The organism is Acidovorax sp. SUPP2825 (assembly GCF_030158995.1).
Taxonomy (GTDB): domain Bacteria; phylum Pseudomonadota; class Gammaproteobacteria; order Burkholderiales; family Burkholderiaceae_C; genus Paracidovorax.
The window spans coordinates 162,107-176,811 of sequence record NZ_BQXK01000008.1 but is presented as its reverse complement, the minus strand read 5'-3'; the positions used below and the strand labels follow the sequence as shown (position 1 = coordinate 176,811).

General features: G+C 67.9%; 14 protein-coding genes. 8 read left to right on the top strand and 6 right to left on the bottom strand.

The features are described 5' to 3' along the window. Positions 1-127 precede the first annotated feature (127 nt). Together AVAK2825_RS12530 and AVAK2825_RS12525 are read left to right on the top strand one after the other, a co-directional pair. The gene (locus AVAK2825_RS12530) at positions 128-1,066 is read left to right on the top strand and encodes an AraC family transcriptional regulator (protein ID WP_284398892.1); all 939 of its coding nucleotides are present in this window, start codon (positions 128-130) and stop codon (positions 1,064-1,066) included. A gap of 416 nt (positions 1,067-1,482) precedes the next feature. Then, a complete protein-coding gene (locus AVAK2825_RS12525) occupies positions 1,483-3,162 on the top strand; it encodes a surface layer protein NpdA (protein WP_284398889.1) in 1,680 nt (559 codons plus the stop codon). 114 nt (positions 3,163-3,276) lie between these two features. On the opposite strand, the gene AVAK2825_RS12520 is transcribed toward AVAK2825_RS12525, so the two are convergent. Beyond that, positions 3,277-3,669 (bottom strand): YkvA family protein, encoded by a 393-nt coding sequence (locus AVAK2825_RS12520; protein WP_284398886.1) that lies wholly within the window; start codon positions 3,667-3,669, stop codon positions 3,277-3,279. A 97-nt stretch (positions 3,670-3,766) separates the two neighbouring features. Here AVAK2825_RS12520 and AVAK2825_RS12515 point away from each other — a divergent pair, with 97 nt between their 5' ends. After that, positions 3,767-4,819 carry a sensor histidine kinase gene (locus AVAK2825_RS12515; RefSeq protein ID WP_284398883.1) on the top strand — a complete coding sequence of 351 codons (1,053 nt, stop codon included), beginning with the start codon at positions 3,767-3,769 and terminating at the stop codon, positions 4,817-4,819. A gap of 41 nt (positions 4,820-4,860) precedes the next feature. Here the strand turns inward: AVAK2825_RS12515 and AVAK2825_RS12510 are convergent, their stop codons facing one another. Further along, positions 4,861-5,475, bottom strand: a complete 615-nt coding sequence (locus AVAK2825_RS12510; RefSeq protein WP_284398880.1) for a putative glycolipid-binding domain-containing protein — start codon at positions 5,473-5,475, stop codon at positions 4,861-4,863. A gap of 234 nt (positions 5,476-5,709) precedes the next feature. Here AVAK2825_RS12510 and AVAK2825_RS12505 point away from each other — a divergent pair, with 234 nt between their 5' ends. Further along, positions 5,710-6,255: a GNAT family N-acetyltransferase gene (locus AVAK2825_RS12505; RefSeq protein ID WP_284398877.1), complete on the top strand. Its 546-nt coding sequence runs from the start codon at positions 5,710-5,712 to the stop codon at positions 6,253-6,255. 50 nt (positions 6,256-6,305) lie between these two features. Here AVAK2825_RS12505 and AVAK2825_RS12500 read toward each other — a convergent pair whose 3' ends face one another. Beyond that, the gene (locus tag AVAK2825_RS12500; protein WP_284398875.1) at positions 6,306-7,232 is read right to left on the bottom strand and encodes a LysR family transcriptional regulator; all 927 of its coding nucleotides are present in this window, start codon (positions 7,230-7,232) and stop codon (positions 6,306-6,308) included. Between the two features lie 163 nt (positions 7,233-7,395). Between AVAK2825_RS12500 and AVAK2825_RS12495 the strand changes: the two genes are divergently transcribed. After that, positions 7,396-8,271, top strand: a complete 876-nt coding sequence (locus tag AVAK2825_RS12495) for a pirin family protein (RefSeq protein WP_284398872.1) — start codon at positions 7,396-7,398, stop codon at positions 8,269-8,271. 42 nt (positions 8,272-8,313) lie between these two features. Here AVAK2825_RS12495 and AVAK2825_RS12490 read toward each other — a convergent pair whose 3' ends face one another. Beyond that, complete coding sequence (locus tag AVAK2825_RS12490; RefSeq protein ID WP_284398869.1) at positions 8,314-9,030, bottom strand: Crp/Fnr family transcriptional regulator; 717 nt, start codon at positions 9,028-9,030, stop codon at positions 8,314-8,316. 120 nt (positions 9,031-9,150) lie between these two features. On the opposite strand from AVAK2825_RS12490, the gene AVAK2825_RS12485 reads away from it, so the two are divergent. The 3 genes from AVAK2825_RS12485 to AVAK2825_RS12475 are packed head-to-tail and all read left to right on the top strand — an operon-like array spanning position 9,151 to position 11,461. Further along, positions 9,151-9,753, top strand: a complete 603-nt coding sequence (locus AVAK2825_RS12485; protein ID WP_284398866.1) for an HD domain-containing protein — start codon at positions 9,151-9,153, stop codon at positions 9,751-9,753. Between the two features lie 47 nt (positions 9,754-9,800). Further along, the gene (locus tag AVAK2825_RS12480; RefSeq protein WP_284398863.1) at positions 9,801-10,568 is read left to right on the top strand and encodes a class II aldolase/adducin family protein; all 768 of its coding nucleotides are present in this window, start codon (positions 9,801-9,803) and stop codon (positions 10,566-10,568) included. A gap of 14 nt (positions 10,569-10,582) precedes the next feature. Then, positions 10,583-11,461: a bile acid:sodium symporter family protein gene (locus AVAK2825_RS12475; RefSeq protein ID WP_284398860.1), complete on the top strand. Its 879-nt coding sequence runs from the start codon at positions 10,583-10,585 to the stop codon at positions 11,459-11,461. Positions 11,462-11,601: 140 nt separating this feature from the next. On the opposite strand, the gene AVAK2825_RS12470 is transcribed toward AVAK2825_RS12475, so the two are convergent. Beyond that, positions 11,602-13,236: a methyl-accepting chemotaxis protein gene (locus AVAK2825_RS12470; RefSeq protein ID WP_272568417.1), complete on the bottom strand. Its 1,635-nt coding sequence runs from the start codon at positions 13,234-13,236 to the stop codon at positions 11,602-11,604. Between the two features lie 218 nt (positions 13,237-13,454). After that, the gene (locus tag AVAK2825_RS12465; protein ID WP_284398850.1) at positions 13,455-14,702 is read right to left on the bottom strand and encodes an MFS transporter; all 1,248 of its coding nucleotides are present in this window, start codon (positions 14,700-14,702) and stop codon (positions 13,455-13,457) included. Positions 14,703-14,705: the final 3 nt, after the last annotated feature.

The following is a 14,705-nucleotide window of genomic DNA, read 5'->3' as shown; positions in this document are numbered from 1 at the left end:
TCCGGGTTCGGTGCTACGCAACGACTGTAGGGTCGCGCCCACTCCGTTGCGTGCCCGAAGATCGGCATTCCTTGCCTGATCGTCCAGGCCGGTTGTGCCCGGCCGGCCTTCCTGGCCAGAATGCGCCATGGCGGACGACGAATTGACGCAAGCGGCTTTGCGCTACACAGGCACCACGCACCAGCGGACGGGCGGCATCACCGCCACGCCGGTGCACGGCCTGTACCTGGTTCGGCGCACGGCGCCGAGCGCGTTGGAGCATGCGGTGGAGCAGCCCCTGGTGTGCCTGGTGCTGCAGGGGCGCAAGCGGGTCGCCATGGGCAGCCGCACGGTGTCCTATGCGGCGGGCGACACGATGATCGTCACGGCCAACGTGCCCACGGCCAGCCGCATCAGCCAGGCCAGCATTGCCCAGCCCTATCTGGCCGTTGCACTGGAGCTGGACCCGGCGGTGATCACTGATCTGGTCCTGGGCGCGCCGGGGTGCGATGCGCCTCCCGCCGCGCTCGAGGTGGGCGGTGCGGTTGATGAGGATCTACGCGATGCCGTGCGCCGGCTGGTGCGGCTGCTGGACCGGCCCGAATCGCTCGCGGTGCTCAAAGCGGGCTTGGTCCGGGAGATCCACCATTGGTTGCTGAGGGGCTGCCAGGGCGCCGCGATCCGCCACCTGGGTTTGCCCGACAGCCACGCGCGCCGCATCGCGCGCGCGGTGGCGATCCTGCGGGCCGAGCCCGCGCGGCCGGTGCGTATCGAGCAACTGGCAGAGGCGGCCGGCATGGGCCGCTCGGCGTTCCATCTGCACTTTCGGGCCATCACCTCGCTGTCGCCGCTGCAGTTCCAGAAAGCGCTGCGGTTGATGGAGGCGCGCCGCCTGATCCTGTCGCAGGGCAAGAGCATGCGCCAGGTGGCTTTCGAAGTGGGGTACGAGAGTGCCTCGCAGTTCAGCCGCGAATACGCCCGCATGCATGGTCGGCCGCCGATGAGGGACAAGCGGCAGGCATCCGGCCGGGTCGGCCTGGTCGGCGCCGTGAGCGGTGTGGGTGCCGTGGGCGCCGCCACGCGATAGCCCGCGGGCCCCGCATCCTGTTGCTATTAAATATGTAGCGGTATGCCCTAGTGTTAATTGTGCTGGGGGGTGATTTCATTCAAACCCCATTCCTGGCTGCGCAGCGCCGGCCTGTGGTGTCCGTTCCGGGCGCATGTTCGCTGCCGGTTCTTCTGTTAAAAACCTCCACGCCGTGTGAACAATCGGTTACGTCAACCCTGCATTGGTGGGGAGAGGGAAACCCGGCTGCCCATGTAAAAAAGCACGCTGCAAGGCGCCGACGCCTGAGCGGGCACGATCCTGCAGGTTCTGGCGGGTCTTCCCGGGTTTTCCACTTCCTGGCCTTGAATCGAATTTTGCTTCCCCACGCCTGCAGCCTGTGTTCTGCGGGTGTCTGCATGCATCGGCATTCGTCCTGTCGTGCGCCAGCCTTTGGCATGTCGCGTGGGCAGGCACACGCGTGCCGCCTCACTCAACCCGCTACCGGAGAAACCATGAAAATCAAAACCCTTTCTCAGGCTTTGGCAGCCGTGCTCGGCACATTCGCGCTGGCCGGTGCCTCGCCTGCCGCCGTGATCGTGGGCACCGGCGCCCGCCCTTCCAGCACCCAGTTGGGCGCGACCACCGCGGTCGGTTTCAAGAAGGAAGAGGGCCAGCCCGGCCATGCACTGCTGGTGCCTTACTTCACGGCGCAGAACGGCCAGATGACCGTGCTGCACCTGATGAACACGGACATCGACAACGGCAAGGTGGTCAAGGTGCGGTTTCGAGGGGCCAACAACGGCGACAGCCTGCTGAGCGTGCATGTGTTGATGTCGCCCGGCGACATGTGGACGGCCGCGGTGACGGCCAATGCCGATGGCACCGCGCAACTGACCACGGGCGACCGGTCCTGCACGCTGCCACGGCTGGCCACCGGTGTGCCGCAACGATTTTCCACGGACCGTCTGGATCCTGGATGGACCCCCGACGTCACCGCGGCCCACACGCGAGAAGGTGCCATCGAAGCCATCGTGATGGCCGACATTCCGCAGTTGCGCGTCTATGGCGCCGACACCGCGAGCAATTCGGCACTGTTCAAAGCCATCAAGCAGGTGAACGGCATTGCGCCTTGCACCGTGGATGACTCCGCCGTCAATGCGGCCCTGATGTCGGAGGCCAACAGCGAAGCCGTTGCCGCGGGCCGCGGCCTTGCTGGCCCGACGGGCCGGCTGGCGGCCACGTGGTACATCATGGATGTGCTGAACTCCACCACGTTCTCCGGCCCTGCCACTGCGATCCAGGCCGTTGACGGTGCAGGTGATTCCGCGCGCGGCAACTACATGCTCTTTCCGCCCACGGATTCGGAGGTGGCCCAGCCGGAGCGCTATACCTCCGACCCGTTGCTGGTTTCCGCAGGCCTGGCGTTTCGCGACAAGGACATGCCCGGCAACACGTCCCGGCCGACGACCGCGCCTGTGCTGACCGCCCGTTCCAACGACTTTCCTGATCTGTCCACCCCCGTCTACCTGCCGCCCACGGCGACCAACGCGGCCACGACGGCGGCCGACCTTTCCCGGCTGCTGACAGTGGCCGGATTCAGGAACCAGGTGGTTCTCGATGCTTCGATTTCGGCCCGCACGGACTGGGTCGTGGCCACCCCCACCAAGCGGTACAGCGTGGGCAAGGACTACAGCCAACCGGACCCCGCGGACCAGCGGGTGTATTCCGTGGTGCCTCCCTTGCGCACGACTTTGCAGTATTTCCATTCGGGCAATACGGAAGTCGGCCAGAGCATCTGCAGCATGCACGGCACGTGGGACCTGTGGATGGCCGATCGCGAGGCGACCGTCACTGCCCGCTACAACCCAAACTTCCCCAACGAGAAGTATGAAAGCTGCGGCGCGGTTTCCGTATTCGCTTTCAGCGACTCGTACGTACTGTCCTCCGAAGTCAACCGCAGGCGGCTGAGCGGTGGGTTTCGGGAAGGCTGGGCGGGCCTGACGACTTCGGACAGCAATGGCATTCCGATCATCGGTGCATCGTTCATCAAGCTGACCAATCCTGGCGTTGCGCCGGGCGTCGCGGGCAACTATGGGCTGAGCTTCCCCCACATCAGAAGGTTGCCCGTGAAGTGATGGCGCGAGGCCTGTGGTGCCGGCCTGTGCGGTCTCTGCGGAAAAATTCTTTCAATGCGCTGCATGCGAAGGCCCACGCGCAGGGTCTGCGCCACGCAGGCAGAAGGCAGGGCGCTACCACCTGTCCCGAAGCAGCAGGTAGCCCAAGGCTCCAGCCCCCAGCCACACCACGAGAACAAAGACCACACCCGCTCGGCTGCGGGGCTTGCGGCCCTCCGTTCGCATCCATTCGTCTGCCTGGCTTCGGCACGAAATCAGCACGGGCGCGGGCAGCAGTTTCACGGTGAGCCAGATCAGCGCCGGCAGCACGATGACGTCGTCCAGGTAGCCCAGGACCGGAATGAAGTCCGGGATCAGGTCGATGGGGCTGAGCGCATAGGCCACGACGACCACGCCCAGCGCTTTCGCATACCACGGTGTGGCGGGGCTTTTGCAGGCGAACCAGAGCGTGACGCCGTCTCGCTTGATGCGCCAGGCCCAGGCCTTCAGGGTTTCGTGGACGGACATGGTGCGGGCAGGGGTTGGTAGACCGATTTTGTGGCAGAACCCGCAGAGCGCCCGCGGCACGGCAAAGAGGGGCCAAGGCCCTGGCATCATCGCGCGCATGAATCGCCACTATCTGACCGCCGTCGCCGCCGTGGCGGCAGCGCTGCTGTTGCGCTACCTGCTCAATCCGGTGCTGGGGCAGCAGGGGCCGTACCTCATTTTGACGGTGCCGATCGTGGTGGCCGCGATCTATGGAGGGTTCGGCCCGGCACTGCTGGCCACGGTGCTGGGCACGTCGGTGGGCACGTACCTGTTCATCGAGCGCGGCGCTGGTTTGCGCGAGGTGCTGCAGCCAGAGAACGTGGCCCGGCTTCTGCTTTTCCTGGCGATCGGCCTGGGCATCGGTCTGATGGGCGGGCAACTGCGGCGCTCGCGCGTGGCGCTGGCCGAAAAGATGCAGCAGCTCAAAGCCAGCAACCGTGCCAAGGACAACGCCATGGCCATCCTCGGCCATGAGATCCGCAACCCGCTGTCCGCCATCCATTCCGCGCAGGCGGTGCTGCAGCGATCGCCCGGCGATGAAAAACGGGTGCTGCGGGCCAGCGAGATGATTGGCCGCCAGGTGGCGCAACTCACGCGCATGGCGGACGACCTGCTCGATCTGTCCGGGCTGATGCGCGCAAGCCCGCCGCCGAAGGTGCCGGTGGATCTGCAGCAGGTGCTGCGACAGGCGCTCGAGCAGAGCGCGCCGCTGGTGGCCAAGAAGGGCCACCGGCTCGACGCCGATCTGGGCGATGCGCCCGTGGTGGTCACTGGCGATGCGCTGCGGCTGGTCCAGGTGTTCGCCAATCTGTTGACCAACGCCGCCAAGTACACCGATCCCGGTGGCGAGATCGCCCTGCAGGTGCGATGGCGCGGCGAGCGCCAGGTGGCGGTGGCGATCCGGGACAACGGCGTGGGCCTGCCTCCAGGCTCCGTGGCCGACTTGTTCGAGCCGTTCGTCCAGGCACCGGGCGCCGCCTCGAATGCGGAAGGCGGGCTGGGCCTGGGACTGGCGATCGTGCGCAAGATCGTGCTGGCCCACGGGGGCGAGGTGGTGGCCGAGAGCCAGGGACTGGGCCTGGGCAGCGAGTTCACGGTGGTGCTCCCCCTGGCACGCACGGGCGCCTGAAGGCGCCGCCGCCCGGCGCGGCAGCCCGCGCTGCACCAGGGTCAGGAGGCTGGTCGGATGCGTTCGAAGAGGCCTTCATAGCGCTCGACGAAACCGTTGGCATCCACCGTCAGAAGGGCTTCGAATCCCCTGAAAAGGCCCAGGTCCACATAGCGCAGCTGCCTCGGTCCGAGCCGGTCGTACCGCTGCCGCGACCGCGTGACGGTCCACTCCAGTGCGTCGATGAAGGCGGTTTCCAGGCGGAGGCTTTTGCCGGTGGACAGCGGCGTGCGCAGGATCGGGAAGGTGTTGCAGAAAGGGGTCGCGGACAGGTCGGGTTCTTCGGCGCCGTCCAGATCGGTGCGCGGCTTGCCGTCGACGGTCCAGCCGCTGCCGTTGCGTTCGAGCGCCAACCGCCGGTGGCCGTTGGCGTTCCAGCGCTCGACCTCGACCGACTGCGTGTGCCAGTCGGGTGTGATCCGCCAGCGATGGGTGAGCTGGAAGCAGCCGCCCTCCAGGCCGATCACCGTGGACGATGCGGTGATGCCGTCGTGCGCGACGTGCAGCGCCAGCCGCTCCAGGCTGGCATTGGCCGTTCCGCGCCAGAACAAAACGGATGTGCCGGGTGCGGCGCAAGCGGGTGCGGGAGTGGGGTCGGAAGCAGGGGCGATGGGCATGTGCGGGCTCGTTCAGGCGGCTGCACCGGCGAAGAAGCCGGGTCCGCGGTTTCGGTTCTGGTGCAGGATGGTGCGCAGATTCCATTAAGATGGAAAAATGTTCCACTTTACTGGACGAGGCGATGGTGGCATGAAAGGCAACAGGGCCGGCGGGCCGCTTTCGCAGGGCGCTCTGCCGATGCCGCCGGATTGTTCCAAAGCGCTGAAGTCCGCCCGCCGTTCGGCATGTTCCCCATGAATCACACCCCCATCCCCGAGGTTCGACTGATCGACTGCGACGAGGCCGCCCATGCGGGGGCAATTCTCGACATTCTGAACGAGGCCATCGCTCATTCGACGGCCCTCTACGACTATGCGGCACGCCCGCCATCGGCGATGTCTGCCTGGTTCGCCACGAAGCGCGCGAACGGCTTTCCCGTGGTGGGAGCGGTCGACGCGCAAGGCGCGTTGATGGGTTTTGCCTCGTGGGGCACGTTCAGGGCGTTTCCGGCCTACAAGTACACGGTGGAGCACAGCGTCTACGTGCACAAGGACTGCCGTGGGCGCGGGTTGGGCGCGCTGCTGATGCGAACGCTGGTGGAGCGGGCCGGGGCCGCGGGCCTGCATGCGATGGTGGGCTGCATCGACGCGGCCAACGAGGGGAGCATCCGGCTGCACCGGCAATTGGGGTTCGTCCATACGGGCACGATGCCGCAGGTGGGGTTCAAGTTCGGCCGGTGGCTGGATGCGGCGTTCTACCAGCTCACGCTGGAGACGCCGCTCGATCCGGTCGACGGTTAGGCGGCGGACCGTTCGGTGCTGGTGAGAGGGCGCACCGCACCGCGCCGTCCTCAAGCCGCCGGGGTCGCGCGCGCCTCGCCGCAATCCGGGTATCGCCGCAGCCGCTCGATCAGCCATCGGCCCGCAGGCCCGGGCAGCGCGTCGCGCCGATAGACCGCTTTCATCTCGAGCATGGGATCGCCCTGCACGCCGGTCTCCACCTGGATGCGCACCAGCCGCCCGTCGCGCAGGTCGTCTTCCACCATGGGCCGGGGCATGTGCCCCCAGCCGAGACCGGCGCGCAGGAAGGCGTGCTTGGCACCGATGTCCGCCAGGCGCCACACGGTGTCGCCCAGCACGCCGAAGTCGCGGCCGGCGGTGAGGGGCGAGCGGTCGGTGAGGACGAGCTGGACATGGCCTTTCAGCTGCTGGCGAGTGAGCCGGCCCGGCTGCTTTGCCAGCGGCGATCCCGTGGCCGCCACGGTGACCATGGGCACGCCCATGAGCGGCACCTGTTCGAACTCCGGCGGAATGACGGGCAGCGAACCCATCACGCCCACGCGGCAGCGCCCGTCCAGCACCCATTGGGCCGCGGCGCCGAGTGCCTCCACCTGCAGTTGCAGCGTGGTGCCGGGAAAGGCGACGGCAAAGGCGCCGATGGCGTCGGTCAGGGCCGCCATGGGGAACATGACATCGACCACGACCGACAGTTCGGGCTCCAGGCCGGCGGCCATCGAGCGTGCCTCTGCCTTGAGTGTGTCGGCCGCGCGAACGATGTCGCGGGCGCGGCCGGCCAGTGCCTGGCCTTCCGGAGTGAGGGCGGGCAGGCGCGCCGCCCTGGTGAACAGCGTGACGCCGAGTTGCGCCTCCAGCCCGGCGATGGCTTGGCTGACGACTGATTGCGCCCGGCCGACGCGGCGGCCGGCTGCCGAGAAGCTGCCGGTTTCCACCGCGGCGACGAAGATGCGCAGGTGGTCCAGTGAGACGCCATCGAGCATGGTGATGTCCTCAATCCATCGTTAAAGCAGATGGATCATATTCAATCAAATAGGCTTCGCAGATGGAGTGCACGTCTCTACATTGGATGGGCAGCGGCGCCACGGCAAACCGAACGTGGCGCCAGCGCAGATTTGTCCGGCCGTCTTTTCAGGAGCACCCACCATGTCCGCCTTGCTTTCCCCCACCGCCCAACGAACCATCGTGCGGCGCACCCGCGGCCGTGGACACGGTCCCATCACCCGGCTGATGAGCCCTGGCGACCTGGGCCAGGTGCTCAAGCCTTTCGTGTTTCTGGATCTGTTCCAGGGCGAATCGTCGTTTGCCGGTGGCATGCCCATTCACCCGCACTCGGGGCTGGCCACCGTCACGGTGGTGACCGAAGGCGACTTTCGCTTCGACGATGCGGTCTCGGGCGAGGGGGAATTGGCCTACGGCGGCGTGGAGTGGATGCGCGCCGGGGGCGGCGTGTGGCATGGCAAGGAGCTTTCACCAGGGCAGTCGCCGCGCATCGCGGGTTTCCAGCTGTGGCTCGCCCTGCCGCCCGAACTGGAAAACGGCCCGGTGGACAGCCAGTACATCGAGGCCAGGGCCATGCCCGCCAGCGGCCCGGTCACGGTAATCCTCGGCGAATACGCCGGCCTTCGCAGCCCGGTGCGGGCACCGGAGGGCGTTCACTACCTGCTCGTCACGCTGCAGCCCGGCCAGGCATGGACGTATGCGCCGCCCCAGGGGCACGATGCGGCCTGGCTGGCGGTCAGCCACGGCCAGCTGGTCGGCCCCAACGCGGTGGCCACGGGCGAGATGGCGGTGTTCGGCGCATCCGGCACGATCGAACTGCAGGCCTCGCAGGAGCGCAGCGCGGTGTTCGTGATCGGGTCCGCCGAGCCGCATCCGCACGATCTGGTAACGGGCATGTATTCGGTGCATACCAGCCGGGCGGCCCTGGCGAAGGGCGAGGCAGGCATTCAGGCGCTGGCCGAGCGCATGGCACTGCGCCCTGCGGGGCAGCAGCGGCGCACGGCGGTGTTCAGCGGCTGACGGCATCGCGCCGCCGGGCGAACACGGTGGGCACGGGCCCGTTCAGCCAGCGCCGCCCAAGCGCTGCAGTGCTTCCAGGTGCAGCAGTTCGATGCGCCGGTAGCGCAGGCCGATCAGGCCTTCCTGGGCCAGGGCGTTGAGCTCTTTCGACAGGGTCTGCCGCGTCACGCCGAGCATCATGGCCAGGGCCTCCTGCGGCACGGCCACGCTGGGCCGCAGGGTGGCCGACTGGGTGGCGTCGCCGCGCGCCAGGGCCAGCAGGCGGTGCACCACGCGCACGCGCAGCCCGCGCAGGGTGGCGTCTTCCATCATGCTGTACAGGCCCCGCACCCGCGAGGCGAGCAGGGTGGCCATGGCGTTGGCGAACACGGGGTCGGCCATCTGCGCGGCGAAGGCGGCGGGCGGCACCACCAGCAGGTCCACCCCGGTGAGCGCGGTGGCGTCGTGCGTGCGCGGCGAGCCGTCGATGAGGGTGATCTCGCCGAACCAGTTGCCCGGCTCCAGCAGCACCAGGATGGCTTCGCGGCCATCGTCGCGCAGCGTGGAGATCTTGAGGGTGCCGGCCAGCAGGCCGTAGAACCCGCTGCCGGCCGCGCCCACCGGGTCGCCCTGGCGAAAGGGCATGGCGCCGCGCTGCAGGTGCACCAGTTCCGCCGTGCCCAGCAGGCCATTGCGCTGCGCGGCTGGCAGGGCCGCGAACCAGGGATTGCCTTCCAGGGTGCGGCGTTGGGCGGGTGACAGCGGGGGCGTGTGGGGCATGCAGGGCGGTGTGCGGTCCGGCGCGGGCGGGTAAACCAAGGGGTCGAACTGTCAATTATTGGACAGTTGGCGGGGCAGGGCGCGCCTACAGTGGCCCGGTTCCCCCACGGAGACAAAACGATGCAGACCCATCAAAAGGCGACTTTCGTGCGCATGCAGGACAGCACGCGCGAGGACTGGCAGACGATTGGCGGCGAATTCATGCAGTTCTCGCGCGGCCTGGCGGACCGGGTGGCGGCGCACCTGCGCATCTTGGAAGGCGACTACGGCGGCTTTCCGGTGGACCGCTACACGCATTCGCTGCAGACCGCCACCCGCGCGCTGCGTGACGGCCGGGACGAGGAGTACGTGGTGTGCGCGCTGCTGCACGACATCGGCGACACGCTGGGCTCGTTCAACCACCCCGACATCGCGGCCGCCATCCTGCAGCCGTTCGTGAGCGAGGCCAACCACTGGATGGTCCAGCACCACGGCATCTTCCAGGGCCATTATTTCTTTCACCATATCGGGCTGGACCGCCACCTGCGCGACCAGTTCGCGGGGCACCCGCACTACCAGCAGACGGCCGATTTTTGCGAGCGCTACGACAACCCGGCGTTCGACCCGCACGCCGAGACGCTGCCGCTCGACACGTTCATGCCGATGCTGCGGCGCGTGCTGGCCCAGCCGCGCCAGAGCCTCTACAAGGCGGCGCTGCAGCCGCCGCAGCCGGCCGCCGCCTGACGGCTGCCGGCGCCCTCTGTCCCATGCACCCAACCCAAGGAATGTTCATGAATGCGATCACCCCGTCCGAAGTCCGGCAACTCGTGTCTGCCGAAGAGTGGCAGTTGCGCGTCGATCTGGCCGCCTGCTACCGCCTGGTGGCCCTGCACGGCTGGAGCGACCTGGTGTTCACCCACATCAGCGCGCGGGTGCCGGGGCCGGAGCACCACTTTCTCATCAACCCCTACGGCCTGATGTTCGACGAGATCACGGCGTCCAGCCTGGTCAAGGTGGATTCGCAATGCAACAAGGTGATCGACTCGCCCCACCCGGTGAACCCGGCGGGCTTCGTGATCCACAGCGCAGTGCATGCGGCACGCGACGACATCCAGTGCGTGCTGCACACCCACACGCGGGCCGGCATCGCCGTGAGCGCGCAAAAGGACGGCGTGCTGCCCATCAGCCAGCAGTCGACCTTCGTGCTGGCCTCGCTGGCCTATCACGACTATGAAGGCGTGGCGATCCGCGACGATGAGAAGACCCGCCTGCAGACCGACCTGGGCCACGCCAACTTCCTCATGCTGCGCAACCACGGCCTGCTCACCTGCGGCAAGACGGTGGCGGATGCGTTCCTGGCCATGTACACGTTCGAATCCACCTGCCAGATCCAGATCGCCGCGCAGTCCGGCGGCGGGGAGCTGACGCGGGTGCACCCGCAGATCGTGCAGGGGGTGGGCCATGCGATGAAGGTGCAGACGGGCGGCCTGGGCGGGCAGTTCGTCTGGCCCGCGCTGATCCGCAAGCTCGACCGCACCGACACGGGTTACCGCGACTGAGCGCGGCGGCCCCGATGGACAGCACCCTCATCGTCACGCGCTTTCTGTTCGGCGCGCTGGCCCTCGTCATGTTCGGGCTCGGGCTCACCCTGCGGGTGGCCGACTTCCGGCGGCTGCTGCACAGTCCCAAGGCCGTGGGCATCGCGCTCGGCCTGCAGGTGATCGGCCTGCCGATCCTGTGCTACGCGATCATCCGCGCCTTCGGGTTGTCGCCGATGTTCGCCATCGGCCTCATGCTGCTGGCCGCGTCGCCGGGCGGCATCTCGGCCAACCTGTTTTCTCATTTGTTCGGCGGCAACGTGGCGATGAACATCTCGCTGACGGCGGTGAACACGCTGCTGTCCATCGTCACGCTGCCGATCATCGCCAACGCGGCCATCGCCCACTTCGCCCAGAGCGGGCAGGTGGTGCCGATCCAGACCGGCAAGCTCCTGGAGGTGATCGCCATCGTGCTGGTGCCGGTGGGGTTGGGCATGGCCGCGGCGGCGCGCTGGCCGGCCTTCGCGGCGCGCATGGAAAAGCCGGTGAAGGTCTTCAGCGCGCTGGTGCTGGCGGTGGTGTCCATCCTGTCCATCGCCAAGGAGTGGAGTTCGATCGCCAGCACCTTCGCCGAGATCGGGCCGGCGGTGCTGGTGTTCAATCTGGCGAGCCTGCTGTCCGGCTATTACCTGAGCCGCGCGGCCGGGCTGGACAAGCCGCTGGCCACCGCGGTGAGCTATGAGATCGGCATCCACAACTCGACGCTGGCCATCTTCATCGCACTGAGCGTGCTGGGCAGCTACACACTGGCGCTGCCCGCGGCCATCTACTCGGTGCTGATGTACATCACGGCGCCGCTGTTCGGCTGGCTGCTGCTTCGCCGTCCGGCGCCTGCGGTGCCGGCTCAGAATTAGTGCGCCTGCGGTGCCGGCTCAGAGCTAGAGCGCCTGCGGTGCCCGTTTCACGCGAGGGTGCCGCGGCGCACACCACCCAGAACCATCTGCCCCCCGCGGGCCGCCGGCGCCGTTCCGGCCGGCCCGCGCTGCGGGCCTGGTCAGGCGCGCAGCAGCCGGGTGGAAGGCCGTGGCGAGACCTTGGGCGCCGGGGCCGGCGTGGGGTGGTGCTCGGCCGCGAGGGCTGCGGCCTCGCCCAGCTGGAACACGGCCAGCGCCTCGCGCAGCACGGCCACCTGCGAGGCCATGGCCGAGGTGGCGGCACTGGCTTCTTCCACCATGGCGGCGTTCTGCTGCGTCATCTCGTCCATCTGCGAGACGGCGCGGTTCACCTCTTCGATGCCGGCCGTCTGCTCCACGTTGGCCGAGGCGATGCCTTCCATCAGGCCCGAGATGCGGTGCACGGACTCGACCACTTCGCCCATGGTCTTGCCGGCTTTCTCGACCAGCTCGGAGCCGGTGTGGACCTCGTTGACTGATTCGCTGATGAGGGTCTTGATTTCCTTGGCGGCGGCCGCGCTGCGCTGGGCCAGCCCGCGCACTTCGGAGGCCACCACGGCGAAGCCGCGGCCCTGCTCGCCGGCGCGGGCGGCTTCCACCGCCGCGTTCAGCGCCAGGATGTTGGTCTGGAACGCGATGCCGTCGATCACGCCGATGATCTCGTTGATCTTGCGCGAGCTGGCACTGATGGAACGCATGGTCTCGACCACCTGGTTGACCACCTGGCCTCCCTGCACGGCGGTCTGGGCGGTGCTGGAGACGTACTGCGCGGCCTGGCGGGCGTTGTCGGCGTTCTGGCGCACGGTGGCGGTCAGCTCTTCCATGCTGGAGGCGGTCTGCTGCAGCGAAGAGGCCTGCTGCTCGGTGCGGCGCGACAGGTCGCCGTTGCCCTGGGCGATTTCGCTGGCCGCATGGTCGATGGTGCTGGTGGCCTGCTGGATGCGGTGCAGGATGCTGGCGAGCCGGTCGCGCATGAAGCCGATGGCGTACATCAGGCTTTGCTCGTCGCGGGCGCGCAGCGGGATCTCCGCCTGCAGGTCGCCGTCGGCCATGCGCATCGCGGCGCCGGCAGCGGCCCGTGGCTCGCCGCCCACGGAGCGTTCGATGTCGCGCACCACCAGCCCGGTGAGGGCCGAGATCACCAGCCCCAGCAGGGCCAGCAAGCCGATCGCGCGGTACAGCGAGGCGCGGTAGGCCTGTTCGATGTCGTCGACGTAGTCGCCGGCCACCAGGTCCCAGTTCCAGGGCTTGAAGCGCACCACGTAGCCGATCTTGGGGCTGGGGGCGTCGCTGCCCGGGCGCGGCCACCAGTATTCGAGGAACCCGCGGCCCTGCGCGCCGGCGGCGGCGATGTTCACGTAGAGCAGGTTGCCCTTGGCATCCTTGAAGGCGATCATGTTCTTGCCGTTCAGCTCGGGCTTGATCGGGTGCATCGCCATGATGGAGTCGGAGCCGATCACCGTGACGTAGCCGTCCTTGCCGTAGCGCTGCGAGGCGATGCGCGCCAGGGCGGCGCTGCGGGCTTCCTCCTGGCTCATCTTGCCGGCCTGGGCCTGCTTTTCGTAATCGCTGGCCACGGTCAGCGCCATGTCGGTGATGTCGGAGAGGGCCGATTGCCGGGCCTGGTACTGGATCTGCCGGGTCTGCCACGCGTTCACGAAGGTCAGTGCCAGCAGCCCCAGCAACGCGAGGACCAGCGGGAGCCAGAGCTTTTGCCGCAAGGTCAGTTTTTTCATGGAAGGGGTCCTTTCAGGAGGGCGTACGGAAGGCATTGGGATGGGTCGCAGTATGGCCGTGAACACCCCTCGTCTGGCAGTCGGGCTACCCCTTTCTGTCGGGTGTTCGCAACGGTTTGATACATATGCAAGTTACGTGCTCGATCCGCACCCCGCGGCCTGCCACCCGGCGAAAACGGGGCTTCCTTTTGCGCGTTTCCGCACCGCGCAATGCCGGCTCAGTGGATGGGCGCGGCCTCGGCGCCCAGTTCCCGGCCCAGCGTTTCGGGCAGGGCGAGCGCCGCCACGATCACCAGCCCGTAGCAGATCGCGGTGATCCAGCCGATGGTCTGGCCCAGCGGCAGCGTGTTGCTCAGCGTGCCCACCAGCGCCGGGCAGATGGCGCCGATGGCGCGGCCGAAGTTGTAGTAGAACCCCTGGCCCGAGCCCCGCACGTCGCTGGGGAACAGTTCTGACAAAAATGCGCCCATTCCGGAAAAGATGCCTGACAAAAAGAACCCCAGCGGAAAGCCCAGCACCAGCATCCACCCGTCCGTGATCGGGATCTGTGTGTACGCCAGCACCAGCGCCATGCCCATCGCCGCGAACAGGATGAAGCAGCGGCGCCGGCCGATCACGTCCGACAGCCAGGCGCTGGCGAGGTAGCCCAAGAACGAGCCGGCGATGAGCACCAGCAGGTAGGTGCTGGTGCCCAGCACGGACAGGTGCCGCTCGGTCTTGAGGAAGGTTGGCAGCCAGGTGGTGACCGAGTAGTAGGCGCCCTGCATGCCGGTGGCCAGCAGGCTGGCCAGCACGGTGGTGCGCAGCAGCGAGGGGTGGAAGATGCGCAGGAAGCTGCCCTGCGTGCCGGCGGCGCGGGCACGGGCCTGGGCCGCCAGGTAGACCGGGGGCTCCTGGATGTTGCGGCGGATGTAGATGATGAGCACGGCGGGCACGATGCCGATCCAGAACAGCACCTTCCAGGCGATCTCCGGCGGCAGCACCGAATACACGCCCCAGAACGCCAGCGCCGAAGCGGCCCAGCCCACGGCCCAGCTGCTTTGCACCAGCCCGGCCGCCTTGCCGCGGTGCTTGGCCGACATGGTCTCCGCGATCAGCACCGAGCCCACGGCCCACTCCCCGCCGAAGCCGAAGCCCTGCATGGCCCGGGTGAAGAACAGCTGGCCGAACGATTCGGTGAAGCCGCTCAGGAAGGTGAACAGTGTGAACCACAGCACCGTCCACTGCAGCACCCGCACGCGGCCGTAGCGGTCGGCCAGGACGCCCGCGGCCCAGCCCCCGATGGCGGAGGTGAGCAGCGCGCCGGTGGCGATGTAGCCGGCCTCCGCCTTGGACATGTTCCACGCGGCCAGCAGCGTGGGGATGAGGAAGGTGTAGATCATGTAGTCGAAGCCATCGACGCCATAGCCTGCGAAGGTGGCGGCCAGGGTGCGCCGCTCGGTGGGGGAGGTGTGCCGGAGCCACATGGT